A 24,630-nucleotide genomic window follows, 5' to 3' on the forward strand; every position below is an offset into this window, starting at 1 on the left:
GCTCAAGAACTCAACCGCACGCACTTCTAAGACCAATCAATTCAGAAAAGAAACCGAATCAGCAATCACTGCCGATGATAAACCTCGGCCCCTTTCTTAACGAACTCGATTGATTTTTCCTGCATTCCCTTTTGCAGCGCATCCTTCTCGCTGACACCCTGGGCAGCCGCATAATCACGGACGTCTTGCGTGATCTTCATGCTGCAGAAGTGCGGGCCGCACATCGAGCAGAAGTGGGCCACCTTCATCGAGTCCTTGGGCAGCGTCTCGTCGTGGAATTCCTTGGCCGTGTCCGGGTCCAGGCCCAGGTTGAACTGGTCGTCCCAGCGGAATTCGAAGCGTGCCTTGGACAGGGCGTTGTCGCGGATGGCCGCGCCGGGGTGGCCCTTGGCCAGGTCGGCGGCGTGGGCGGCGATCTTGTACGTGATGATGCCGTCCTTCACGTCCTTCTTGTTCGGCAGGCCCAGGTGTTCCTTGGGCGTCACATAACAGAGCATGGCCGTGCCGTACCAGCCGATCAGTGCCGCGCCGATGCCCGAGGTGATGTGGTCGTAGCCCGGGGCGATGTCCGTCGTCAGGGGGCCCAGCGTGTAGAACGGCGCCTCGTGGCAGTGTTCCAGCTGCAGCTCCATGTTTTCCTTGATCATCTGCATCGGCACGTGGCCGGGGCCTTCGATCATCACCTGCACGTCGTGCTTCCAGGCCACTTGCGTCAGTTCGCCCAGGGTCTTCAGTTCAGCGAACTGGGCTTCGTCGTTTGCGTCGTAGCCCGAACCCGGGCGCAGGCCGTCGCCGAGCGAGAAGCTGACGTCGTAGGCCTTCATGATTTCGCAGATTTCCTCGAAACGTTCGTAGAGGAAGCTCTCCTTGTGGTGCGCCAGACACCACTTGGCCATGATCGAACCGCCGCGCGAGACGATGCCGGTCATGCGGTCGGCCGTCATGGGGATGAAAGGCAGGCGCACGCCCGCGTGGATCGTGAAGTAGTCCACGCCTTGCTCGGCTTGTTCGATCAGCGTGTCGCGGAAGATTTCCCAAGTGAGTTCTTCGGCCTTGCCGTCGACCTTTTCCAGCGCCTGGTAGATCGGCACCGTGCCGATCGGCACCGGCGAGTTGCGGATGATCCATTCGCGGGTTTCGTGGATGTGCTTGCCCGTGGACAGGTCCATCACGGTGTCGCCGCCCCAGCGGATCGCCCAGGTCATCTTTTCGACTTCTTCGCCGATGCCGGAGCTGACGGCCGAGTTGCCGATGTTGGCGTTGATCTTCACCAGGAAGTTGCGGCCGATGGCCATCGGCTCGACTTCGGGATGGTTGATGTTCGCCGGGATGATCGCGCGGCCGCGGGCGATCTCGTCGCGCACGAATTCCGGGGTGATCGCGGCGGGGATGGCGGCGCCGAACGATTGGCCGGGATGCTGGCGCAGCAGGCGCTTGACCATCTTTTCGCCGTCCGGGCCGCTGTCGCGCAGCGTTTGCAGATAGTGTTCGCGGCGCAGGCTTTCGCGGATCGCCACGTATTCCATTTCCGGCGTGATGATGCCGCGGCGGGCGTAGTGCATCTGCGAGACGTTGGCGCCGGCCACCGCGCGGCGGGGCGGGCGTTGCAGGTCAAAGCGCATGGCCGTCAGCTTGGGATCGGTCAGGCGTTCCTTGCCGTAGTCGCTGGTGGGGCCGGACAGCACTTCCGTGTCGCCGCGCTCCTCGATCCAGGCGCGGCGCAGTTCGGGCAGGCCGCGGCGGATGTCGATCTTGACGTCGGGGTCGGTGTAGGGGCCGCTGCAATCGTAGACCGTCAGCGGTGGGTTCTTTTCACCGCCGAACATGGTGGGGGTGTCGTCTTGCTCGATCTCGCGAAAGGGCACGCGGATGTCGGGGCGGGAACCGACTTCGTAGACCCGGCGGGATTTGGGCAAGGGGGCGACCGCGGCCGCGTCGACTTCGGCGGTGGCGGCCAGGAATTTGGGATTGGCGTTCATGGAAAGCTCCAAGCGAATGGTTTGGAGCCGATCGGGAATGGACTCCCGCCATGCGGGCATGGCGGGAATACGGCTCCCAGCATCGGCATTATCCGTACTGGTACGAAGGGACTCTCTCAACACGTCGGACCATCAAGGCGCGACGAGTACCCCTGCGCGAAAGCGAAGTATAGAGCCTGCCAGGGCCGCAGGCGAATGGAGAGCGATGCTGCATCGCGGTAAGGCGGGCGTGGCCGGCAGGCGCCAAGCGCCGGGCCTTCCGGCGCAGGCCCGAGTACAGGCGCAGGACGCGAAGCAGGTGCGTGTCATGGCGCTGGCCGTAGTACCGGTTTACATTTGGAATCAGTCTGCGGAGACACTGCCATACATGTTCTGTACACTTTTTCCCGTCAGCCGGGGGTCAGTCCTTCGGCTCCAGTCCACTTAAGAAGGAATCGAGCATGCAACTGACCCTACGCAAATTGGCGCCTGCACTGGTCGTCATGACCCTTGCGCTTGCAGGTTGCAAGACCGCCCCGACCAAATCCGGCGCCGCCGCCACGCCCGACACGGCGGGCCAGCAGCAGCCTTCCGCCCAGCAACCGGCGACCGCGTCGATCGTCGAGTTCTACGTGGCGCAGAGCCAGCCGGGCGCCGGCCTGGTTGAACTGAACCTGCCTGACGGCAAGATCTATCTGCAACAGCAACCGGTGTTGACCCGCGCTGACCTGACCGAAGCCGCGGCCCTGGTCGACCGTCAAGGCGCCAACTTCGTCGGCCTGCGCTTCTCGGACGCCGGCACCCGTAAGCTCACCGAAGTCAGCACCCAGAACGTCGGCAACATGCTGGCGCTGGTGATCGATCGCGAGCTGATCGCTGCGCCCCGTATCGGCGAGCCCCTGAACCGCGGCGTGCTGGCCTTTGGCGTGCCTTCGGCGCAGGCCGCGTCCGACATCGCCGCGAAGATCCGTGGCGAGAGCGCGCCGGCTGCTGGCGCTGCGCCGGCACCCGCACCCGCCAAGCCCTGATCCCAGGCGCGCGCAAACAAGAAGCCCGGCAATGCCGGGCTTTTTTCATGCGGCCGGGTATTCGCCCGAGGGCATCAACTGATCTTGCGGCCGCGCGGCTTGATGCCGCGGCGCGCTTGCACCGTTTCAATGAAGGTCTGCGTCAGGGCTTCGAGCATGGCCCTGTCGTCCGGGGTCAGTGTGTCGAACTGCGCGGGAGCGATGTTGGGGAAAGGCCAGGGCGCCTGCGGACGAGGGCGACGGGCGGCCGGGCGCGGCAACGATTCGGACACGCCGGTGGACGGCGGCAGCGTATCGCTGAGATCGTAGCCTTCCATGGGCAGCTCCATGGGGCCTTTGCCGGTTTCAAGCCATTCGAGCTCGACCTTGAGAACCTGGGCCAGCTTGCGCAGTGAACGGCTGGAATGACGCAGCCCGCTTTCATAGCTGCCAATCGCGCTTTGCGAGAGGCGCGCCAGGCGTGCGACGGTCTTTTGCGTGTGGCCACGCAAAAGACGGGCGTGCTTCAGTCGGTCTGAAAATGTTTTCACGCGTCGATTGAAGCTTGCGCCTTCGGCACTTTGGTAGCTATAAATATTACTTACGTGATACGTTGGGGGAGACGATCGCATGCAGGAAGTAGGTCACGTCCTCGTCGTGCAACTTGATGGAATAGCGTGCAATAAGTTCGTGCTTACCTTACGCCAATTCCGCTGGCGGGTCAGCCTGTGCGAGTCGCCGGATCATCTGTTGGCACGTCTGGACGACGAGTCGGCTGACGCGATTGTGCTGTTTGGCGCAGGGCAGGGCCTGTCGGCACTGATCCTTTCGCTGCGCCTTGCGGCGCCTGCCACGCGGGTGGTCTGGCAGCCGTCTTCGGACTGTCCGCGGGCGCGGATTGCCGCGCTGGACGCCGGCGCGCACGCGTGCGTGCCGCCCAATGCGACGGACGAAGAATGGGATGCGGTGCTGCGCAACTTGATTCGCGGCGGTCGTCCAGCGCTTGCCTTGCGGCCGCGGTGGCGTGTCGATGCACGAGGCCGCATGCTCGCGGGGCCGGGCGGCGAACGCCTGCCACTGACGCACACCGAGCGTGCTTTTTTTGTCAGCCTGTTGAGCGCACCGGGGCAGTGCTTGCCGCGCGAAGGGTTTTTTCCCGATGCGGCGCGGGATCCCCAGGACGGTGCGCGGCGGGTGGACGTGCTGGTGTCACGCTTGCGCACCAAGGCGCGGCGGCGCAATTTCGAATTGCCGGTGCTGGCGGTGCGCGGGTGGGGCTACATGCTGCTGCCGCACGCTGCGGCAGGGCCGGGGTAGCAGAGGCCCGCAGGCCGGCGCAAGCCAGCCTGCGCGGCGGCTGGCTACAGTACGACCAGGTTGTCGCGGTGCATGAGCTCGGGGTCGGTCATGCTGCCCAGGATGCGGGCGATCTGCGATGAAGGCTGACGCAGGATGCGGCGGGTGTCGGCCGACGAATAGTTGATCAGGCCGCGGGCACATTCGCGGCCCTGGCTGTCGACGCAGGCGACGACGTCGCCGCGGCCGAATTCGCCTTCGACCTCGACGACGCCGATCGGCAGCAAGCTCTTGCCTTCGCGCAGCAGCGCTTGCACGGCGCCGTCGTCCAGCACCACGCGGCCCCGCAAGCGCAGGTGATCGGCCAGCCATTGCTTGCGGGCTGACCACACGGGCAGCACGGCACGCAATTCGCTGCCGATGCATTCGCCTTGCGCCAGACGGGTCAACACATTGGGTTCGCGGCCCGAGGCAATGATGGTGTGCGCGCCGCTGTGCGCGGCGCGCTTGGCGGCCAGCACCTTGGTCAGCATGCCGCCGGTGCCGATGCCGCTGCCGGCGCCGCCCGCCATGGCTTCCAGCGACGCATCGCCGGCCTGGGCGTGCGCCATGAACTTGGCGTCGGGATTCTTGCGGGGGTCCGAGTCGTACAGGCCGCGCTGGTCCGTCAGGATGATCAGCGTGTCGGCTTCGATCAGGTTGGTGACCAGGGCGCCCAGCGTGTCGTTGTCGCCCAGGCGGATTTCATCGGTGACGACCGTGTCGTTCTCGTTGACGATGGGCACTACGCCCAGGCGCAGCAGCGCGAAGATGGTGCTGCGCGCGTTCAGGTAGCGGTGGCGGTCGGCCAGGTCTTCGTGGGTCAGCAGGATCTGCGCGGTGCGCAGGCCGTATTCGGCGAAGGCGGCTTCATAGGCCTGGCACAGGCCCATCTGGCCGACCGCCGCGGCGGCCTGCAGCTCGTGCATGACCGACGGGCGCTTGCGCCAGCCCAGCCGCGCCATGCCTTCGGCGATGGCGCCGCTGGAAACCAGCACGATCTGCTTGCCCTGCTTGTGCAGGGAAGCGATCTGCGCGGCCCAGTGGGCGACGGCGGCGCGGTCCAGGCCGCGGCCTTCGTTGGTGACCAGCGACGAGCCGACTTTGGCGACCAGGCGCTGGGCGTGGGTGACGACGGAAACGGCGGGTGATTCAGCAGACATGTTGGGGCCCGGCTGCGGCGAGAAAAGACGTAATCGGAAGGACTGCGATTATGGCTTATTCGTCACCGCCACGCGGCGCCGCGGGCTTGTCGGCATCGGAACGCTTGTCGTCGAAGCGGGGGTCCGGCGCCACGTAGGTGCCGTCGGCCTGGTCTTGCGACACGTGTTCCTTTTCGCGCTCGGCGTCCAGGTAGTCTTGCAGTGCGTACAGCATGTCCTGCGTCCCTTCGCCCGTCAGGCCCGAAATGGCGAACACGGGGCCCTTCCAGTCGTAGAGTTCGAGGAAGCGGCGCTTGGTGTCTTCGGGGTCCGGCACCATGTCCAGCTTGTTCAGGACCAGCCAGCGGGGCTTTTCGGCCAGTTCCGGATCGTAGCGGCGCAGCTCTTCGACGATGGCGCGCGCGTCCTTGACCGCTTGCTCGACCGGATCGGCGTCCGGGTCGGGGGTGGATACGTCCACCAGGTGCAGCAGCACACGGGTACGCGCCAGGTGGCGCAGGAACAGGTGGCCCAGGCCCGCGCCTTCGGAGGCGCCTTCGATCAGGCCGGGAATGTCGGCCACGACGAAGCTGCGCGACGGCGACGTGCGCACGACGCCCAGGTTGGGGTGCAGCGTGGTGAAGGGGTAGTCCGCGATCTTCGGCTTGGCATTCGAGATGCGCGTGATCAGCGTGGACTTGCCTGCGTTGGGCAGGCCCAGCAGGCCCACGTCCGCCAGCACCTTCAGTTCCATGCGCAGGTAGCGATGTTCGCCTTCCTTGCCGGGCGTCCATTGGCGGGGCGCACGGTTCAGGCTGGACTTGAAGTGGATGTTGCCCATGCCGCCCTGGCCGCCGGCGGCCAGCACGACTTTCTGGTCGTGCGTGTTCAGGTCGAACAGGACTTCGCCGGTTTCGGCGTCGTGGATGACGGTACCGACGGGCACGCGCAGCGTGATGTCCGGGGCGGCGGCGCCATATTGGTCCGAGCCGCGGCCGTTTTCACCGCCCTTGGCGCGGTGCAGGCGCGCGTAGCGGAAGTCGATCAGCGTGTTGATGTTGCGGTCGGCGACCGCGTAAATCGTGCCGCCGCGTCCGCCGTCGCCGCCGTCCGGGCCGCCTTTGGGGATGAATTTTTCGCGGCGAAAGCTCGCCACGCCATTGCCGCCTTTGCCGGCGACGACTTCAATGGTGGCTTCGTCTACGAATTTCATGATGTCTGCGCGTGTATGAATTAAGAGGCCGCGCCGCGGTTGCGGTGGCCTGGAAGGAAAAAAGCCCTGCCGCGTGCGACAGGGCTTTTGCCGTTCTGGCGTGGGGCAGGTCGCCAGGGCGACCTTGCCGTTTGCCGGATCGTGCTGCGTCCGCCGCGTAGGCCGCGGACGCGATTGCCGATTACTCGGCGGCGACGATCGAAACGGTTTGCTTGTTCAACGCGCCCTTGAAGCCGAATTGAACCTTGCCGTCGATCAGCGCGAACAGGGTGTGGTCCTTGCCCATGCCGACGTTCACGCCAGCGTGGAAACGGGTACCGCGCTGACGCACGATGATCGAACCAGCGGGAATCAGTTCACCGCCGAAAGCCTTGACGCCCAGACGCTTCGATTCTGAGTCGCGTCCGTTTCGCGTAGAGCCGCCGCCCTTTTTCTGTGCCATTTTTAGCTCCTGCTAATGTGGTACCGAGTCGCTTCTCAAGCCGTGATGGCTTCGATGCGGATTTCGGTGTAGTTCTGACGGTGGCCCTGACGCTTCTGATAGTGCTTGCGACGGCGCATCTTGAAGATCTTGACCTTGTCGTGGCGGCCTTGCGCAAGAACCGTTGCCTTGATCACGGCGCCCGAGACGAGGGGCGTGCCAACTTTGAGTTGGTCGCCTTCGCCCACGGACAGCACTTGATCCAGGGTGATTTCTTGCCCAATGTCTGCCGGTATCTGTTCTATCTTGAGTTTTTCGCCAATGGCAACACGGTACTGCTTGCCACCGGTTTTTACGACCGCGTACATGGGGTATTCCTTAAATAGGTAAATGGGCTTATTCGCAGCCGGCCCTGCTGGGCTGGCGGTACTTGCCTGAAGCGGTTTTGTCTATTCTTGCCGGCCTGGGTGTTCTGGCGGGCTGCATAGACGCGCAAGACAAGTGCGTAATTCACCGACGTAATTCGGCCATCACTGACCGAATCCGGGATATTAGCGTGGGGCTGGGGAAAAGTCAAAAAGCGCTTGCAGGGTAAGGGTTTAGGTGTCGTACGGACGCCGCGCAAGAGGGGGGCTGCCGGGGAAAAACGGGGTCTGATCCCTGTTCCTGAGGGAGGCCGGGCGGCGTCCGGACCTTGGCCGCCGGGCGCCGCCCGGCCCGGCTACGGTTCGTGACACCCCGTATAATCGCTGGTCGAATCCCCCCCTGCCTTCCTGGCGGGCCCAGCGGTAAGAGCTGTTACACGCGGCTCGTTTCACACTCCGGATACGTCTTGAATCTCCCCGCGCTCATTGCCCCCATAGCTGACGATATGAAAGCCGTCGATGCGGTTATCCGCGAGCGGCTGAATTCCGAGGTGGTGCTGATCCGTACGATCGGCGACTACATCATCGGGGCGGGCGGCAAGCGCATGCGCCCGGCGATGGTACTGATGGTGGCGCGCGCCCTGGGCTATGAAGGGACGCATCACCAGCTGCTGGCCGCCGTGGTGGAATTCATCCATACCGCGACGCTGCTGCACGACGACGTGGTCGACGAATCCGACCTGCGTCGTGGCCGCGACACCGCCAACGCAGTGTTCGGCAACGCCGCCAGCGTGCTGGTGGGCGACTATCTCTATTCCCGCTCGTTCGAGATGATGGTCGAGGCCGACTCGATGCGCATCATGAGCATCCTGTCCGAGGCCACCACGGTGATCGCCGAGGGCGAGGTGCTGCAGCTCTTGAACGTGCACGACCCGGACGTGTCGCAGGAACGCTACCTGCAGGTGGTGCGCTACAAGACCGCCAAGCTGTTCGAGGCCGCCGCCCAGGTTGGCGCCGTGCTGGCGGGCGCCACGCCCGAGCAGGAAGCCGCCGCGGCCGCCTACGGCCGCCATGTGGGCACGGCCTTCCAGTTGGTGGACGACGTGCTGGACTACAGCGGCGACGCCACCGCGCTGGGCAAGAACGTGGGCGACGACCTGCGTGAAGGCAAACCCACGCTGCCGCTGATCCGCGTGATGGAAGTGGGTACGCCCGAACAGCAGCAACTGATCCGCGACGCCATCAAGACGGGCGACGCCGACTTCGCCGCCGTGGCCGCCGCCATCCAGGCCACCGACGCGCTGGACCACGCCCGCCAGGCCGCCGTGGCCGAGGCAGACCGGGCCCGCGAAGCGTTGTCGAACTACCCCGTTTCCCCTTTTCTAAATTCTCTGTTAGAATTCTGCGCTTTCGCGGTGAATAGAGATCGCTAACCGAAAGGCAGCGAAATAAGTTCACCAAAACCCGAGGATCTTGGAACCCCCAAGCCCTTTGGTGGAAAGCGAAAAATGATTTGGTTGCACTGAGCGCAACGAAGTCAGTAGTCGAAAGACTAGATGTAGTAAGACTCGGGGCGTAGCTCAGCCTGGTAGAGTACTGCGTTCGGGACGCAGGAGTCGGAGGTTCGAATCCTCTCGCCCCGACCACTTGATGTGGTCGAATTCTTGAAAGTGTTTCCCGACACTTTTGGCTGAAAGCCGGTATCGCGAAAGCGGGCCGGCTTTTTTGCGTTTGCGCGGCCCACAGGGCAGACCGGTGGCTGGCGTGGCGCGCGCCGGCTCGGCTCGCCCTGATGATGGCCCTTGATGATGCGCAGGAAAGGATGCGCAGAAAAGCCGGCAGAAAAGCGGGCAGAAAAGCGGGCAGAAAAGCGAGCGAAAAAAGGGCAGCCAAGAGCCAGGATCAGTCCGCCGCGGCGTCGGACGAGCCGTCGACCTGCAGATGCGATTCTCGCAACAGGCTTTTTGCCAGCAACCGCAAGACGCGTGCACAGGCGCTGGCGGCCTTGGACAGGTCGGCGTCGCGTCGATGGACGAGACCCAGGTCCATCGACGGAACGGATCCTGCCATCACCGTCCTGCGTATTCTTCCCCCGTCGTGGGACCACGGCCTGAAAACGAGGTCGGAAAGAATCGTGACGCCGACATTCTGCGCGACCAGGCTGCGCACCGCTTCGATCGACTTGGTACGGAATATGACGTTGGGCTTGAGTTTGCTGGCGCCCCAGTAGCGATTGACGGTTGCCACATGCTCGTCCATGTCCAGCAGGATGAACGGCTGGTCTGCCAGTTCGGACAACGCTACCGACGGGCGGCCGGCAAGGGGATGATCCAGCGACGTCCATAGCCGGCGCTCGGATTTCAGCAGTTTTTCCTGGTGAAAGTCCGCTGTGGGAGTCAGGTTTGAAACGAGGACGACGGCCAGGTCGAACGACCCGTTGCGTATGCCGTTTTCAATTTGAAGGCGGTTGCGTTCAACGGGTTCAAACGAGACGAGCGGCAGTTGCCGGCGCATCGCCCCGATGATCTTGGGCAGCACGTACTCCGACACCGTATCCGTGATGGCCAGTTTCACGCGGCCTTCGAGCGAGGAGATCGAATCCTTGGTCTCGGCGATGGCCGTTTCCAGCGATGCGAGCACGTGTTCCGCATGGCGCAGAAATCCTTCCCCCTGCAATGTCAGTCTCAAGCCCGCGGCGTGCCGCGTGAAGAGCGGAACGCCCAGGAGGGCCTCAAGATTCTTCAACGACGTCGTGAGCGACGGTTGGCTGACGTAGCAGCGTTGGGCCGCCCGGGACACCTGGCCGGTCATGGCGGCCGCCACAAAGTGTTCCAGCTGCTTGATCGTGACTTTCATAGATAAATTATATATTGCTGCATTCAATAAAAGAATTATGAATACTGCGTGACGATCAATAGCATGCACATTCGCGCGTCGTCGGATGTGTCTCGAGGAACGCCAACATTTCCGAGAAATGGAGACTCCCATGCAATCGTCATCGAGCATTCCTGCCCATCCTGCTGCGCCAGGCGACGCACCGCCCGGCACGCCGCCTGACATCGAACGCAGCACGGGCCTGCTCAGCCGCCTTGGCCTGCGTTTCACTGCGTGGGCGGAACGCTGGTTTCCCGACGCCTTTGTCTTCGCTGCCATCGCCGTGATCGTCGTCGCGGGCGCGGCAATGGCCAATGGGTCGACCCCCCAAGCCGTGGCCAGGGCGTTTGGCGATGGGTTCTGGAGTTTGATCGTCTTTACGATGCAGATGGCGGTCGTTGCCATTGGCGGTTACGTTGTGGCGACGTCGCCGCCTGCCGCTCGCCTTATCCAGCGATTGGCCGCGGTGCCCAGGTCCGGCAGGCAGGGGATTGCGTATGTGGCGCTGATCAGCATGATCCTGTCGCTTTTCAACTGGGGCGTCTCGCTGATCTTCAGCGCGCTCTATGCCCGAGCCTTGGCCCGCCGTGCCGACCTGCGGGTGGATTATCGGGCCGCTGGCGCCGCGGCGTACCTTGGCCTGGGCGCAACCTGGGCGTTGGGCTTGAGTTCGTCTGCCGCCCAGTTGCAGGCCAACCCAGGCAGCCTGCCAAAGAGCATCCTGGATATCACCGGCGTGATCCCGTTCAGCCAGACCATCTTTCTTTGGCAGTCCATGGTCATGGCCGCTGTGCTGATCGTCGTGTCGGTGGCGATCTGCTTTTTTTCGGCGCCTACCGGTGCCAATGCCGTCACGGCCCAGGATCTGGGTGTGGACCTTGCCGAGTTCAAGCCGGCTGCCCAGGATCCGGCCAAGCGTCGCCCCGGTGAATGGTTCGAGCGCAGCCCCTTGCTGACAATTCTTCTGTGTGCGCTTGGATTTGGCTGGTTGGCACAGGAATTCATGGCAAAAAGTCCGCTCGTGGCCATTTCAGGGCTCAATACGTACAACCTGCTGTTCCTGTTGCTCGGCTTGTTGCTGCATTGGCGTCCCCGGAATTTCCTCGATGCCGTGACGCGCGCGGTGCCTTCCACCGCGGGCGTCATCATTCAATTCCCCTTGTACGGCGCCATCGCGGCAATGCTGACGACCGCCAAGGGGCATGATGGCATTGCGTTGTCGGACCGCATCGCGCACCTGTTCGTCAGCATCTCCAACACCGACACCTTCGCGGTGATGATGGGTGCGTATTCCGCCGTCCTGGGCTTCTTCATTCCGTCGGGCGGCGGCAAGTGGATCATCGAGGCGCCTTACGTCATGCAGGCCGCCAACGCGCTCAAGGTGCACCTGGGTTGGGCAGTGCAGGTCTATAACGCCGCGGAAGCGCTTCCGAACCTGATCAATCCCTTCTGGATGCTGCCGCTGCTTGGCGTCCTGGCGCTGAAAGCACGCGACATCGTGGGCTTTACGTTCCTGCAATTGCTGGTCCACGCGCCGCTCGTGCTCTTCATGCTCTGGTTCCTGGGGCGTACGCTCGACTACGTTCCTCCGGTCATGCCCTGACCCTCGACGAGCACGCTTGATCGTGATGCCGACAGAATCCAAGCAGGGGTATTGCACGCTTTGCCGTTCGCGATGCGGTACGGTCAACGAGGTGCGCGGAGACATGTTGATTTCCGTTCGCCCGGATCCGTCGCATCCGACGGGCGAAGCGATGTGCATGAAGGGCAAATCAGCGCCTGAGCTGGTGCACAGCCCCCACCGCCCGCAATACCCTTTGCGTCGCACCAATCCGAAAGGAAGTCCCGATCCGGGCTGGGTGCGCATCAGTTGGGAAGAGGCGCTGGCCGAGACGGCGCGGCGGCTTGGCAGCATTCGCGCTGAAAGCGGTGCGGAGTCGGTCGTGTTCTCCGTCACGACGCCCAGCGGCACGCCGCTGAGCGACAGCATCGACTGGATCGAGCGCTTCGTTCGCCTGTTTGGCAGCCCCAATATCTGTTACGCGACGGAGGTCTGCAATTGGCACAAGGACTACGCGCATGCGTTCACCTTCGGCTGTGGCATGCCGCCTGCCGATTACGCCGAGGCCGACCTCATCGTCCTGTGGGGGCATAACCCTGCGAACACGTGGCTCGCGCAGGCATCGGCCATTGGCAAGGGCCGCATGCGTGGCGCAAAGATGGTCGTGGTCGATCCCCGGCCCACGGCACTCGCCCGCCAGGCCGACGTTTGGCTGCCGGTACGTCCGGGCACGGATGCGGCAGTGGCGTTGGGCCTGGTCCACCTGCTGATCGCGCAAGGCCGGTACGACGAGGCGTTCGTGCGCGATTGGACGAACGGCCCGCTGCTGGTGCGCAGCGACAACGGGCAGTTCCTGCGCGAGCAGGATGTCTGGCCTGATGCGGTGCGCAACCGCTTCCTGGTATGGAACGACGCACGCCATTGCGTCTGTCCATACGACACCGAGCAGGCTGCGCAGCCACAGCAGAGCGCGGATTTTCGCTTGCGCGGCGCGGTGACTGTCGATGTGTGCGGCGTCGCGGGGCTGGTCTGCCATCCTGCGTTTGAATTGCTTGCCCAGGCCAGTGCCCATTACGGGCCGAGGGAAGTCGAGAGCATTACCGGCGTGCCCGCGGCCTCGCTGCACGCGGCAGCGGCGCTTTTCGGTTCGCTCGGACGCATCGCGTACCACGCCTGGACAGGCATCGGCCAACACGCCAATGCCACGCAATCGGAGCGCGCGGTGGCCACGCTGTACGCGCTGACCGGCAGTTTTGACCGTATTGGCGGCAACCGCGTGCGCATCGGGCCGCCCATCAACGCGGTAAACGCGCTTTCCCTGTTGAGTGAAGCGCAGAGGATGAAGGCGCTTGGCATTGATGAGCGGCCTATCGGCCCGCCGGCCCATGGCTGGGTGACGGCACGCGACACCTATCGGGCGATTCTGGAAGGACAACCGTACAAGGTGCGCGCCATGGTGGCGTTCGGCACGAACCTGCCGGTTTCACAGGCGGATACCTCGCAGGCGCGCCAGGCGCTTTCCGAACTCGAGTTTCATGTGCATTGCGACCTGTTCGAGACCCCGGCGGCCAGGTACGCGGACATTTTTCTGCCCGTCAACACGCCCTGGGAGCGCGAGGGGCTGCGAGTCGGCTTCGAGATCAGCGACCGTGCCGCGGGATGGGTCCAGTTGCGCCAGCGAATGGTGCCGCCGCGCGGGGAATCTCGCTCGGACAACGACATCGTGTTCGATCTCGCATGTCGGCTCGGCTTGGGTGACGAATTCTTCGGCGGCAGTGTGCAAGCGGGGTGGGACCACATCCTGGAACCCTCGGGAATCTCGGTGGAACAGTTGCGTCAACGCCCGGAGGGCATCGCCTGCCCGGTCGACGCGGGCGAAAGGAAGTATGCGCGCCCGACAGCCACTGGCGTGCGTGGGTTCGCAACGCCCACGCGGCGCGTCGAGCTTTATTCGGAAAACCTGCTTCGGCACCGCCAGCCGCCATTGGCTGCATTTGTAGAGCCCGCCGATACGCCATGCGATCCGAACGCGACGCGCCAGGGCCGCTTTCCTTATGTGTTGAGCTCGGCCAAGAACGGCTTCTATTGCCACAGCCAGCATCGCAGCCTGACATCGCTGCGCAAAAGGGCGCCGGACCCCATCGCCGAACTCAGTCCCGTGCTTGCCAATGCAAAAGGCATTCTGGATGGGGATTGGATACGCATCCGCACGCGTGTTGGGCAGGCCCGGTTCGTCGCCCGCATTACCCCCCAACTGGCCGATGGTGTCGTCGTGGCGGAGTTCGGGTGGTGGCAAGGCTGCCCGGAACTCGATCGCGATGGCCTGTCCACAGAGGGCTTGGCCAACAGCAATTTCAATAGCTTGATCTCCGCGGACCACCACGACCCGGTCAGTGGATCCTCGCCGTTACGCTCGTTTCTGTGCGACGTCGAGTTGGACCCGCTCATCGAGGTGCGCCAGCGAAAGTGGCCGGGTTATCGCGACTTTCGCGTCAGCGAACTGCGTCGGGAAGCCGACGGCGTGCTGGGTATCCACTTTGAACCCCTGGATGACGTCGAATTGCCCGACTACCGCCCGGGACAGCATATCGAGATGAAACTGGACGGAGGGGACGGCATCCCGATCTCGCGTGCGTACTCGCTGACGGGCCCGGCCGTCGTGCCGCATCGGCGCCGTTACAGCATCGCGGTACGCCATCAAAAAGGGCAGTCAGCCGATGGCACGCCCTTTGAAGGGCGCATGTCAGGCTTCTTGCACCGCAGGCTGCGCGTGGGTGATGTCGTGTCGCTGCGATCTCCCTCAGGAGGTTGGGTCCTTCCGCGCCAATCGCCGCAGCCGCTTTTGTTGTTTGCCGGCGGCATAGGCATTACGCCGTTCTTGAGCCTGCTCGAGTCGTTGCCGGATGGCGCGGACGGGCCGGACATCTGGCTCTACTACGCGAACCAGAACAGCGGTACACACGCGTTTCGCGAGCGTATTGCCCATCACCGTGCTCGATTGCCTCGGCTGCACGTCTACGACTATTACGCAGCGCCGCTTCCAGGCGATCGGGAAGGCGTCGATTTCACGGCCAAGCGCTACGTCGATGCAAGCGTCGTTGACGATGCCCTGATCGCACGACGGGCTCGCGTTTACCTGTGTGGACCGCCCGCGATGATGGAGGCCGTGACCAACGGACTCGTGGCGCGCGGCGTTCCGCGTTTCGACATGTTCAGCGAGCTGTTCCGCTCTCCGTCCACGCCGCCCTCGGGCAACGAAGCCTTCAACGTGCGCTTTTCCCGTTCGGGGCGGGATTCAGTGAAATGGACGGCCGGGCAAGGCACGTTGCTGACGTTTGCGGAATCCCTGGGTGTGCAGATGGCAAGCGGCTGCCGCGTTGGGCAATGCGAGAGCTGCGCGGTGCGGTTGGTGTCCGGCAAGGTGCGCCATCTGCATGGCAGCGAGCCCGATGATCCGGGCGTTTGTCTGGCCTGTCAGGCCATCCCTGTCGAGGACGTCGTGCTGGATGCATGACCCGATGCAAGTTTCCATTCCAGGCTGAAAAGGACTAGTCATGAAAATCATCAATGCTGCGGATACGCAGCGGGCGCTGCCTTTCGAGCGTCTCATTCCGGCGCTCGAAGCCATGTTCATCTCTGGATGCGAGGTGCCCTTGCGGCATGTGCACGCCCTGCACGAGACGCCCGAGGCGTCTCCCATGACGGTGCTGATCATGCCGGCGTGGCAGCGTGACCGGTATTTGGGAATCAAGACCGTCAACATCTATCCCGCCAATGCCGCCCGCGGCCTGCCTGGCCTGTACTCAACCTATGTTCTCTATGACGCCAGGACGGGGGAGCCGCTGGCCCTGATTGACGGCAACGAAATCACATCGCGTCGCACCGCCGCAGCGTCCGCGCTCGCCGCGTCCTACCTGGCTCCGGCGACGGCAAGCCATTTGCTGGTGGTCGGCTGCGGGCGCGTGGGTAGCCTCATTCCCGAAGCGTATCGAGCGGTCCGGCCTATCGAGAAGGTCCAGGTATGGGACCGGAATGTCCAGGCGGCCAGAGCCCTTGCCGAAACGCTGCGAGCCCAGGACATTGACGCAAGCGTTGCGCCTGATCTGGCCGGTGCGGTTCGTGAGGCCGATATTGTCAGTTGCGCGACGCTCGCCACCGAACCGCTCATCCAGGGCTCGGCGCTGCGTGCATGCAGCCACCTTGATCTCATCGGCAGTTTCACGCCACAGATGCGAGAAGCTGACGATGCGTGCTTCAGCCATGCGCGCCTGTTCGTCGATACGCAAGAGGCGCTGCAAAAGAGTGGTGAGCTGCTCGGTCCGATGTCGCGGGGTGTCTTTTCTCGGGACGATATCGCCGGAGATTTGGCGGATCTGGCCAACGGGAGAATTGCAGGCCGCGGGGATTCATCGGGCCGCACGGTCTTCAAAGCCGTCGGTACCGCGCTGGAGGATCTGGCCGCGGCGATTCTGGTGTACGAGAGCGCCACGCAGTCAGAATCCTGAATCGCACGGATCCCTGCGCTCGCGGCGCGGGCGCAGAAGGTTGACGGTGGCGGTGGCCGTTATCTCAAGATCACCGTGTAGCGGCGCATCGGCGCTTTGAAAAAGACGTAGCCGATTTCGTTCACCCGGCCGCGCAGCACGATGTCCCTGGCTTGCGTGGCGACATCCTGGCCATCGCTGGCCTGGATGGTGGCTTCGATGCAGTCCCCGGGCCGATAGCCGGTCGTCTTGATGACCACGTCCAGGTCGACGTAGTGGTCGACCTCGTCGGTGTTGACGCGTGCGTGGTAGGGGCCGTTGGTCCAGTAGATTTCCTCGACCTTGCCGCTGCGCCTGGCCGTTGTGACGTCGCAGGGCGCGGACGGGGCAAGGATCCGGATAGGCGCTTGCGCACCGGAAGCCGGCGACGGCGTTTCTGCCATGGCCGAAGACGCCATGACGCTGAGGGCAATTGCGAGAAGCTGGCTTGAAAACGGCATGGTCCGTCGGGAGCAGGAATGCAGCGCCGGCAGGGGCAGGCGCCTTGTTCGCGCAGTTGTAGCCTAATCTGCGCCGATCCGCATGACCGCCTTGCCGATCTGCTGGCGCGATTCGATCCGCGCATGGATCCGTTGCACATCGTCCATGGCGTAGCGGCCTTCGATGTCGATGCGCAGCGAGCCTTCCAGAATGGCGCCGAAGACGGCGTCTGCACGGCGCTGCACGGTGGCGCCGTCCTGCAAGTGGTCGGCCAGGCGCGGACGGGTCAGGAAGAGCGAGCCGGCTTCGCCGAGTTCGATGGGGTCCAGGTCGGTGACCGAGCCCGAGACGTTGCCGTAGTTGATGACCAGGCCGCGAGCGCGGCAGGCGCGCAGGCTGTGGCGCAAGGTGGCCCTGCCCACCGAGTCGAATACGACGTCGACGCCCTGGCCGCCGGTGGCCTCGCGGATGCGGTCGGCAAAGCCGCCGTTGTCATACGGCAAGGCGTGGTCGGCGCCGCGTTGCAGGGCGATGGCGCATTTTTGCGCGGTGCTGCCCGTGACGAAGACCGTGGCGCCGCGGCGTTTGGCCATCTGCACCAGCAGTTGGCCGATGCTGCCCGAGGCGGCGTGGATGAGGCAGCTGCTGCCGGGTTGGAGCCGGGCGATGTCTTCGACCAGGTAATGGGCGGTGGCCCCCTGGAAGATCGCTGCGGCGGCCAGGTCGAAAGGAATGGCATCGGGAATTTTGGCGACTTTGGACACCGGCACGCTGGCGTATTCGGCATAGCTGCCCCAGGCGATGCACCAGGCCACGCGGTCGCCCGGGGCCAGGTGCGTGACGTCCGCAGCGACCTGGACGACCTCGCCTGCGCCTTCCATGCCCAAGGTGCAGGGCAGGCGCACGGGGTAGGTGACGGACGTGGCGTATTTGCCCTGGCGCGTGTGCACGTCCATGAAATTGATGCCGGCGTAGGCAACCTTGACCAGGACGTGGCCGGGGGCGGCGGCGGGCCTGGGCAGGTCGGTGCGCAGTTGCACCACGTCGGGGCCGCCGTAGCTTTCGATGAAGAGGGCTTTCATGGCTGAGAAGATCCTGAGGTTGCCTGTCGGGTCGCGGTGGGCAAGCACCGGCTGTGAGAAGTCGGGGAAGAATCTGGACTGACCGCATGGTAAAAGGGCCAGAAAGGTTAGAAAATTCCCCAATAATTCACCTTATCCGTTCGAAAACAACCCGATGTTCGATTGGCAAGACCTGTATTGCTTCACCGTGCTGGCGCGCACCGGTTCGCTGTCGGCGGCGGCCCGCGAATTGCAGGTCGAGCATGCGACGGTCGGGCGGCGCATCGATGCGCTGGAAAAGTCGCTGGGCCTGCGCCTGGTGGACCGCCTGCCTCGCAGCCGGCCATTGACCGAGGATGGCCTGGCGCTGGCCCGGCTGGCCAGCGGCATGCAGGACATCGGCCATGGCATCGGGCAGTTGGCGCGCGTGGCGTCCATCGAGGTGGCCGGCACGGTCAAGGTGAGTGCGCCGCCGTCGCTGGCCAGTCATTGCATTGCACCGCGCATGGCCGCGCTGCGCGAGCCGTACCCCAAGCTCAATGTCGTGCTGCTGCCATCGCTGTCGCTGGTGGCGCTGGATCGGGGCGAGGCCGATATCGCCCTGCGTACGGTGCGGCCCGAGGCGGCGGCGTTGATGCGCCGGCGCATCGGCGCGGTGCGATTCGGCCTGTACGCCAACGCGGCGATGAGCGAGCTGCCGCCCGAACAGTGGCGCTTCATTGCCTATGACGAAAGCGTCGACCATCTGCCGCAGCAGGCCTGGCTGCACCAGATCCGTCGGCACCGGCCGGTGGTGTTCACGGCCAGCGACCTGACGGCGCAGCAGATGGCGGCCCGGGCCGGCGTGGGGGCGGTGGTGTTGCCGACGATCGTGGGCGACGACGATGCGGCCTTGCGGCGCCTGCCGGTGGACCGCGCGGCGCCGGTGCGCGATATCTGGCTGACCGTCTACCCGGACCTGCGGCGTTCGCCGTCGGTCAAGGCGGTGATGGATTTCCTGGTGGCGTGCGTGCAGCAGGAGCCGCGTTTGCAGGCGTGACCGGCCGGGCGGGTCGTCGCCTTGGACGGCTTGTGGATCGCCGTGCGGCCAGGGCTACTTTGGCGCCGTCGACGCGCCTTCTGCCAACATTTGCCGCAGGCGTGCGCGGCGCCGTTCAAGTTCGGCGATCTGTCGTTCGACCGACGCGAGGCGCTGGCGCTGGGCGGCCGAGGTTTCGGAGCAGGCGGCGGCCCCGTCGATCATGCGCATGCAATCTGGAAAGCCGCGGATCTCGGCCAGGCTGAAGCCGGTGGCGATCAGGCGCTGGATCTGCCGTACCTGCGTCACCGCGACGGCCGAAAAGGTGCGATAGCCGTTGTCGGCGCGGGCCGAGGCCAGCAGGCCGTGGTCGTCATAGTGACGGATCGAGCGCAGGCTGGCGCCGGTCGCTCGGGCAAGCGCACCGATCGACATCGCCGGTGACGTCGCGTCTGGCTGGGGGGCTGGCTTGGACTTCATGGCGGGCAGGGCGGGCGACGCCCGACGTGGCAATAGGTGGCTTGACTCTAACACTGGTGTGAGGGTCGAGACTGGAAACCCCTTACGGAATCCAGGAGTCAGCCTTGATGCTGCATCACCCCTCATTTCATGGTTTGCGTCCCACGCTGGCGGCATTGGCCTTGACCGTCGCCGCGGCGGCCGGCCTGGCGCCGGCCGGCGCCCATGCGGCGCCGACGCAGGCCGAAGCCAAGCCCGCCGTCGCGACGTCGCCCGCCCTGAGCAGGCAGTACCGCGTCACCGCACCCGACGGCGTCACGCTGGCGGTGCAGGAATCCGGCAACCCCGACGGTCCGCCCGTGATCTTCGTCCACGGCTTGCTGGGCAGTCGCCTCAGCTGGGATGCCCAGGTGGCCAGTGCGCGGCTGCAGCGCTACCGCCTGATCACGTATGACCTGCGCGGCCACGGCTTATCGGGCAAGCCCGTGGCGGCAGAGGCCTATACCGATGGCCGCCGCTGGGCAGACGACCTGGCAGCGGTGATGGCCGCATCGGGGGCGCGCGATCCGGTGCTGGTGGGTTGGTCGTTGGGCGCGGCCGTCGTGACGAATTACCTGGCCGCCTACGGCGACGGGCGTATTGCTGGCGCCGTCTATGTCGGGGGCGTGATCGAGCTGGCGCCGACGCAGATCGCGCCCCATCCCGACGTGTATCGCGACCTGGCGTCGACCGACTTGAGGACGCAGCTGGACGCCGAGCGGGCCTTCCTGGCGCTGTGCTTCCAGACCGAGCCCGAGGCGGTTACGTTTCAGCGCCTGCTCGCCAACGCAGCGCTGGCATCGTCCGAGATGGTGGCCGCCGTGCCGTCGATGTCGATCGCTGCCCGGGAGGGGTTGGGAGAAATGCGCAAGCCGCTGCTATTGGTCTATGGCGCGCGTGACGCGCTGGTGCAGGCCGGGCCGTCGATGGAACGCGCCAAGCACCTGAATCGGCGGCTGCGCGGCATCGTGTACGACGGCGCGGGCCATGCGCCGTTTCTCGAAGAGCCGGATCGCTTCAACGGCGATCTGGCTGCGTTCATCGAGGATGCGATCCGGCGCTGAGCCCGGCAGCCGCCGGCCGCCCATCTGTCGCGCATCGTCGTCTCACGCGGTGAGCACGGCGCGCACGGCGTCGGGCGTGAAGGGGGCGGCATAGAAGCGCCGGCCGGTGGCGTCGAACAGCGCGTTGGCGATGGCGGCGGGCCCCGGGACCGAGGCGGATTCGCCGGCGCCCATCGGCGGCTCGTCCTGGCGCGGCATCAGCAGCACGTCGATGGGCGGCAGGTCCTTGAAACCGATGATCGGATAGCCGCCCCATTCGCGGCTGGCCACGCCGGCGTCGTTGAAATCGACCTTTTCCAGCAGGCACCGGCTGAGCGTCTGGTTGATGTTGCCGTGGATCTGGTGGCGCACGCCGGCGGGGTTGACCACCATGCCGGTGTCCTGGCCGACGACGAGACGGTCGATGCGGATGCGGCCGCTGTCGGGGTGCACGCTGAGGTCGATGACCCAGGCGGCCCAGGCGGCGCCGAAGCCGGGAAACTTGCTGTGTACATAGCGGGCGTAGGCCACGCCGCGGCCATGCAGCAAGCCGTCGGCGCCAGGCTGGCCGCGGCTGCCGGGCGACAGGCGGCGCCAGCCGGCGCGGGCGGCGGTGGCCTCGATGAGCTCGACGGCGCGGCGGTCGTCCAGGTGGCGGGTGCGGTAGTCGACGGGATCTTCGCCAGCCGCGTGGGCCAGTTCGTCAATCATGCCGTCGTGCGCAAACGAGTTCGGCAGCGCGGACACGCCGCGCAGCCAGGACGCGCGCATGATCGGCGCCATGTCGTGGCAGACGATGCGCCGATGCGCGTAGCGGTAGGGCGGGGCGGCGGTGCGGTCGCCCATTTCCAGGGTGCGCGGTTCGCCGGACACGCCGCCGGTCAGCAGCAGCGCGAGCAGCGGGGCGTCGTTGGACGGGTAGCGCACGCCGAAATCGTAGGTGAGCAGATTGCCATCGGCATCGATGGCGGCGGTCACGTCCATGAGCTGGCCCGTGCCCTTGGGTTCCCACTGGTGTTCCTGTTCGCGGGTCAGTTGCACGCGTACCGGCGTGCCCGTTGCGATGGCCAGCAGGGCCGCGTCCGCGCAGACGTCGTCGGCGCAGTTGCGGCCGTAGCAGCCGGCGGCTTCCAGGCGGACGATATCGATGTTGCCTTCGCCCAGTTTCACCAGGCGGTCCAGGTCGGTACGCAGCATGTGCGGGTTCTGGGTGCCGGCCCAGACCGTCAGCCGGCCCTCGCGGCAGTCGGCCACGGCGCACGACGGGCCGATGGACGCATGCATCTGGTACGGCCAGACGTAGGTGCGTTGAAGATGCCGGGCCGCGCCGGCACAGGCGTCGTCCAGGCCCGCGTCGTCGATCAGCACGCGGGCGCGGGCCGGGTTGGCGCGGATGGCCCGTGACAGGTCGCTCAGGTCGGGGGCGGGCGGCACGGGGTGCCAACGGACCTTCAGCGCACGCATGGCAGCGATGGCCTGTTCTTCGCGGTCGGCCACCACGCCGACAAAATCGCCCTGCACCACCACGTAGACGTGGCCGGGCAGGTGGGCGACCGAGTCGCGGTCTACGTCGATGAGGCAATGGCCGATGAAGTCGCCCGCGTCGCGGCCCGGATGTGGCGGGCGGATGACCCGGCCGTGGCGCATGCCCGGCACGCGCACGTCGTGCACGAAGCTGAGTTCGCCGGTGGCCTTGGCGGGGATGTCCACGCGGGCAGCCCCCTGGCCGACGAGGCGGTATTCGGCGGCGGGTTTGAGCTTGACGGGCTGGTCGGGCGCGGCCAGTTCCAGCCGGACGTGCTGGCCGCGCAGCAATGCGCCGTAGGGCAGCGTGCGCGGGTCGTTGCCGTTCGCGAAGTGCACGACGCCGTCGCGCACGCGCAGCACATCGGCGCTGACGCCCCAATGCCTGGCCGCGCGCGTCAGCAGATGTTCACGCGCCTGGGCCGCGGCGCGGCGCAGCGGCACGGCGGATATCTGGATGCTGGCGCTGGCGATGGTCGGGCCCTGATTGGGGACGGCGCTGGTGTGCCCCAGCACCATATCCAGTTGCTCAAGCGGCACCTCCAGTTCTTCGGCCACGATCTGGGCCAGCGACGTGCGTATGCCCGTGCCCAGGTCCACATGGCCGTTGAAGGCGGCGGCGCGCCAGCCCGGCGGCGCTTCCTGGGCGACCAGGGCCACGAAGATCTCGGGCGTGGCCTGGACGTAGTCGGAGGCCGTCCCCGGTTGCCCGGGGGCGGGCTTGGGCGGGGCCGAGGGCTGGCGCACGACCAGCAATGCCTCGGGATGGTCGAGCAAGGCGGCGTGCAGCGCGTGGGGCTGGGGCAGGTTCATGGGGCGGCGACGTTCCGGGCCAGGGGCTGATTATGCCGACAATTGCGGGCGCCAGAATCGGGGTCAACCCGCCACGGCGCGCGTGTCGGCCAGGGCCTGGGCCAGCGGCATGACCGCGGCGTATTTCTGCGCCATGTCGAACAGATTGCTTTCGTGCGGGCCCAGGGCGCGGTCGCCGCAGCAGTCGGACACGACCAGCGGCCGGAATCCGGACTGCATGGCGTCGACCACGCTGGCGCGGACGCAGCCGCTCGTGACGCAGCCGGCGACCAGCAGGGTCTGCACGCCGCGCTGGGCCAGCCACGGCGCCAGCATGGTGCCGAAGAACGCGGAAGGCGTGCTCTTGCGCACCACGTATTCGCCGGCGGCAGGCGTCAGCTCGGGCACGATGGCGCTGTGGGGGCTGTCTTCCTTGAGCGTGAGCATGCCGGGCACTTTCAGGCAGAAGATGTTGCTGTCGGCGTCGTCATCCGAAAACACGATGCGGCTGTGTGCCACCGGCCAGCCTTGTTCGCGTGCGTGGGCCAGCAGGTGGCGGGTCTGGGCGATGGCCGGGGCAATGTTGCCGCCACCGAATACGGCGGGGTCGGCAAACCCGTTGACGAAGTCAATGATAAGCAGCCCGAAGGGCGCCTTCAGCGGCAACGGCGTGCCGAAGCCCTGGCGGGCATAGGCCGAGATGTCACCGGCTACGCCGTCGGCGGGGATGGTCTGGGTCGAGGAGGTCATAGGGTTTCCTTGCGGCGGGCGGCGCGCGCGAGGCCGGCTTCGTCCTGGACGACGCCGTCGATGACGACGGGGCGGCCATCGAGCGCGACACTGCAATGGCGCATCGGGATGTCGATATGGCAGGCGGTGGTGCGGTGGCCGCCGGCCTCGTTGTTGGGGCCCATGGACCACAGGAAGTTGCCTTCGAAGGCGCGCGCGTCCATGCCGATGTGGGTCTCTTTGTTGTAGTGGGCCAGCATCGACCAGTGCGCGCGGGGTTGCAGGCCCCAGCCGATGTGCGAGACCGCATAGGCCTCGGGGTCCTCGTAGGACGCCATGTATTCCTTGAGCAGGTCGGCCTGCAGGCCGCCTTCGATGCGGACCACGTAGCCGTTTTCGATGGTGAGCGTGATGGGGTCGGTGACGTAGTCCTTCATGGGCAGCAGGATGTCGCCGCGGTCGAGCACGACGCGGCCCTGGCTCGCGCCTTCGTCGGGCCAGGTCAGCACGAAGCCGCTGGGCCAGTGGTCCCAGCGGCCAGGCTGGTCGACAAAGCCGTATTCGCTGATCGCCGGAAAGCTGCCCAGGCGGCACACCAGGTCGGTGCCGGCGCGGGACGTGATGCGCATCTGGCTGGCTGCTTCGATCTGCTTGGCAGCGGCCTGCACCCGGGCCCGGTCCGCCTCGGTGGGCACCAGCCGGCACAGCACTTCCGGCGGTTCGATGGCCAGCAGGATCCTGGTGCCGGTCTGCAGGATTTCATGCTGTTCGGGCGAGAACAGCAGCGTCATCAGGTCCAGCACCAGGTCGCTGGCCTTGAGTGCGGCGATGGCGGCCGGGTTGCCGGTCAGTGGCGTGGTGCCCAGGTAGGCCAGCGAGTCGCGGCTGAGCGACTTCTCGGCGTTGACGGGCGGCAGGTCGAGCCGGTTGACGCGGGCCTGCATGTCGCTGGCGGCGGCGATGGCGCAGCGCAGGGTCTGCGGGTGCGTGTCCGCGCCGGTCAGCACGGTGACGATCTGGCCGGGCTCGAGCCGGGAAAGGGACAGTACCTGCTTCCAGGCGTGGATCAGGTCGGTATCGCTGACGGACATGGCGGGCTCCTTGGGTCGCGAAGAAATGGGGGGC

Annotated in this window: 21 protein-coding genes and 1 tRNA gene; 9 read left to right on the forward strand and 13 right to left on the reverse strand. The window is 65.6% G+C overall.

Features of this window, described 5'->3' with window-relative positions:
- Window positions 1-65: 65 nt before the first annotated feature.
- Window positions 66-1,979, reverse strand: a complete 1,914-nt coding sequence (gene thiC, locus AC6LJ2_RS10965) for a phosphomethylpyrimidine synthase ThiC (protein WP_263915133.1) — start codon at window positions 1,977-1,979, stop codon at window positions 66-68.
- Window positions 1,980-2,419: 440 nt separating this feature from the next.
- Here thiC and AC6LJ2_RS10970 point away from each other — a divergent pair, with 440 nt between their 5' ends.
- Window positions 2,420-2,986: a SecDF P1 head subdomain-containing protein gene (locus tag AC6LJ2_RS10970; protein ID WP_263915134.1), complete on the forward strand. Its 567-nt coding sequence runs from the start codon at window positions 2,420-2,422 to the stop codon at window positions 2,984-2,986.
- Window positions 2,987-3,060: 74 nt separating this feature from the next.
- Here the strand turns inward: AC6LJ2_RS10970 and AC6LJ2_RS10975 are convergent, their stop codons facing one another.
- A complete protein-coding gene (locus AC6LJ2_RS10975) occupies window positions 3,061-3,516 on the reverse strand; it encodes a helix-turn-helix domain-containing protein (protein WP_263915135.1) in 456 nt (151 codons plus the stop codon).
- Between the two features lie 79 nt (window positions 3,517-3,595).
- Between AC6LJ2_RS10975 and AC6LJ2_RS10980 the strand changes: the two genes are divergently transcribed.
- Window positions 3,596-4,282, forward strand: a complete 687-nt coding sequence (locus AC6LJ2_RS10980; RefSeq protein ID WP_445657743.1) for a winged helix-turn-helix domain-containing protein — start codon at window positions 3,596-3,598, stop codon at window positions 4,280-4,282.
- Between the two features lie 44 nt (window positions 4,283-4,326).
- Here the strand turns inward: AC6LJ2_RS10980 and proB are convergent, their stop codons facing one another.
- From proB to rplU, 4 genes are all read right to left on the reverse strand, one after another.
- Window positions 4,327-5,463 carry a glutamate 5-kinase gene (gene proB, locus AC6LJ2_RS10985; RefSeq protein WP_025138399.1) on the reverse strand — a complete coding sequence of 379 codons (1,137 nt, stop codon included), beginning with the start codon at window positions 5,461-5,463 and terminating at the stop codon, window positions 4,327-4,329.
- A gap of 55 nt (window positions 5,464-5,518) precedes the next feature.
- Window positions 5,519-6,655, reverse strand: a complete 1,137-nt coding sequence (gene obgE / locus AC6LJ2_RS10990) for a GTPase ObgE (protein ID WP_263915137.1) — start codon at window positions 6,653-6,655, stop codon at window positions 5,519-5,521.
- Between the two features lie 181 nt (window positions 6,656-6,836).
- Window positions 6,837-7,097 (reverse strand): 50S ribosomal protein L27, encoded by a 261-nt coding sequence (rpmA, locus tag AC6LJ2_RS10995; RefSeq protein WP_006216229.1) that lies wholly within the window; start codon window positions 7,095-7,097, stop codon window positions 6,837-6,839.
- Between the two features lie 35 nt (window positions 7,098-7,132).
- Window positions 7,133-7,444 (reverse strand): 50S ribosomal protein L21, encoded by a 312-nt coding sequence (gene rplU, locus AC6LJ2_RS11000; RefSeq protein WP_025138401.1) that lies wholly within the window; start codon window positions 7,442-7,444, stop codon window positions 7,133-7,135.
- Between the two features lie 464 nt (window positions 7,445-7,908).
- Between rplU and ispB the strand changes: the two genes are divergently transcribed.
- Both ispB and AC6LJ2_RS11010 read left to right on the forward strand, forming a co-directional pair.
- On the forward strand, window positions 7,909-8,874 hold the full coding sequence (ispB, locus tag AC6LJ2_RS11005; protein WP_025138402.1) for an octaprenyl diphosphate synthase: 966 nt from the start codon (window positions 7,909-7,911) through the stop codon (window positions 8,872-8,874).
- A 136-nt stretch (window positions 8,875-9,010) separates the two neighbouring features.
- Window positions 9,011-9,087, forward strand: a tRNA-Pro gene (locus tag AC6LJ2_RS11010).
- Window positions 9,088-9,343: 256 nt separating this feature from the next.
- Here AC6LJ2_RS11010 and AC6LJ2_RS11015 read toward each other — a convergent pair.
- On the reverse strand, window positions 9,344-10,297 hold the full coding sequence (locus tag AC6LJ2_RS11015; RefSeq protein WP_445657740.1) for a LysR family transcriptional regulator: 954 nt from the start codon (window positions 10,295-10,297) through the stop codon (window positions 9,344-9,346).
- A gap of 130 nt (window positions 10,298-10,427) precedes the next feature.
- Between AC6LJ2_RS11015 and AC6LJ2_RS11020 the strand changes: the two genes are divergently transcribed.
- The 3 genes from AC6LJ2_RS11020 to lhpI are packed head-to-tail and all read left to right on the forward strand — an operon-like array spanning window position 10,428 to window position 16,381.
- Window positions 10,428-11,918 (forward strand): TIGR00366 family protein, encoded by a 1,491-nt coding sequence (locus AC6LJ2_RS11020; RefSeq protein WP_263915139.1) that lies wholly within the window; start codon window positions 10,428-10,430, stop codon window positions 11,916-11,918.
- A gap of 25 nt (window positions 11,919-11,943) precedes the next feature.
- Window positions 11,944-15,390 carry a molybdopterin-dependent oxidoreductase gene (locus AC6LJ2_RS11025; protein ID WP_498151387.1) on the forward strand — a complete coding sequence of 1,149 codons (3,447 nt, stop codon included), beginning with the start codon at window positions 11,944-11,946 and terminating at the stop codon, window positions 15,388-15,390.
- A gap of 40 nt (window positions 15,391-15,430) precedes the next feature.
- The gene (gene lhpI / locus AC6LJ2_RS11030; RefSeq protein ID WP_445657738.1) at window positions 15,431-16,381 is read left to right on the forward strand and encodes a bifunctional Delta(1)-pyrroline-2-carboxylate/Delta(1)-piperideine-2-carboxylate reductase; all 951 of its coding nucleotides are present in this window, start codon (window positions 15,431-15,433) and stop codon (window positions 16,379-16,381) included.
- A 59-nt stretch (window positions 16,382-16,440) separates the two neighbouring features.
- On the opposite strand, the gene AC6LJ2_RS11035 is transcribed toward lhpI, so the two are convergent.
- Window positions 16,441-16,803, reverse strand: a complete 363-nt coding sequence (locus AC6LJ2_RS11035) for a hypothetical protein (RefSeq protein WP_263915141.1) — start codon at window positions 16,801-16,803, stop codon at window positions 16,441-16,443.
- 120 nt (window positions 16,804-16,923) lie between these two features.
- A complete protein-coding gene (locus AC6LJ2_RS11040; RefSeq protein WP_263915142.1) occupies window positions 16,924-17,922 on the reverse strand; it encodes a zinc-binding dehydrogenase in 999 nt (332 codons plus the stop codon).
- Window positions 17,923-18,076: 154 nt separating this feature from the next.
- Here AC6LJ2_RS11040 and AC6LJ2_RS11045 point away from each other — a divergent pair, with 154 nt between their 5' ends.
- Complete coding sequence (locus AC6LJ2_RS11045; protein WP_263915143.1) at window positions 18,077-18,940, forward strand: LysR family transcriptional regulator; 864 nt, start codon at window positions 18,077-18,079, stop codon at window positions 18,938-18,940.
- Window positions 18,941-18,994: 54 nt separating this feature from the next.
- On the opposite strand, the gene AC6LJ2_RS11050 is transcribed toward AC6LJ2_RS11045, so the two are convergent.
- Window positions 18,995-19,399: a MerR family transcriptional regulator gene (locus AC6LJ2_RS11050; protein WP_263915144.1), complete on the reverse strand. Its 405-nt coding sequence runs from the start codon at window positions 19,397-19,399 to the stop codon at window positions 18,995-18,997.
- Between the two features lie 107 nt (window positions 19,400-19,506).
- On the opposite strand from AC6LJ2_RS11050, the gene AC6LJ2_RS11055 reads away from it, so the two are divergent.
- Complete coding sequence (locus tag AC6LJ2_RS11055) at window positions 19,507-20,481, forward strand: alpha/beta fold hydrolase (RefSeq protein WP_498151360.1); 975 nt, start codon at window positions 19,507-19,509, stop codon at window positions 20,479-20,481.
- Between the two features lie 42 nt (window positions 20,482-20,523).
- Here the strand turns inward: AC6LJ2_RS11055 and AC6LJ2_RS11060 are convergent, their stop codons facing one another.
- From AC6LJ2_RS11060 to AC6LJ2_RS11070, 3 genes are all read right to left on the reverse strand, one after another.
- Window positions 20,524-22,797, reverse strand: coding sequence for a xanthine dehydrogenase family protein molybdopterin-binding subunit (locus AC6LJ2_RS11060; RefSeq protein WP_498151361.1), 2,274 nt, complete (start codon window positions 22,795-22,797; stop codon window positions 20,524-20,526).
- A 63-nt stretch (window positions 22,798-22,860) separates the two neighbouring features.
- The gene (locus AC6LJ2_RS11065) at window positions 22,861-23,526 is read right to left on the reverse strand and encodes an isochorismatase family protein (protein WP_263915147.1); all 666 of its coding nucleotides are present in this window, start codon (window positions 23,524-23,526) and stop codon (window positions 22,861-22,863) included.
- Window positions 23,523-24,596: a 2,5-dihydroxypyridine 5,6-dioxygenase NicX family protein gene (locus AC6LJ2_RS11070; RefSeq protein ID WP_263915148.1), complete on the reverse strand. Its 1,074-nt coding sequence runs from the start codon at window positions 24,594-24,596 to the stop codon at window positions 23,523-23,525. The genes AC6LJ2_RS11065 and AC6LJ2_RS11070 overlap by 4 nt, the downstream gene beginning before the upstream one ends.
- Window positions 24,597-24,630: the final 34 nt, after the last annotated feature.

It is taken from the genome of Achromobacter sp. 1014246743 (genome assembly GCF_059760725.1).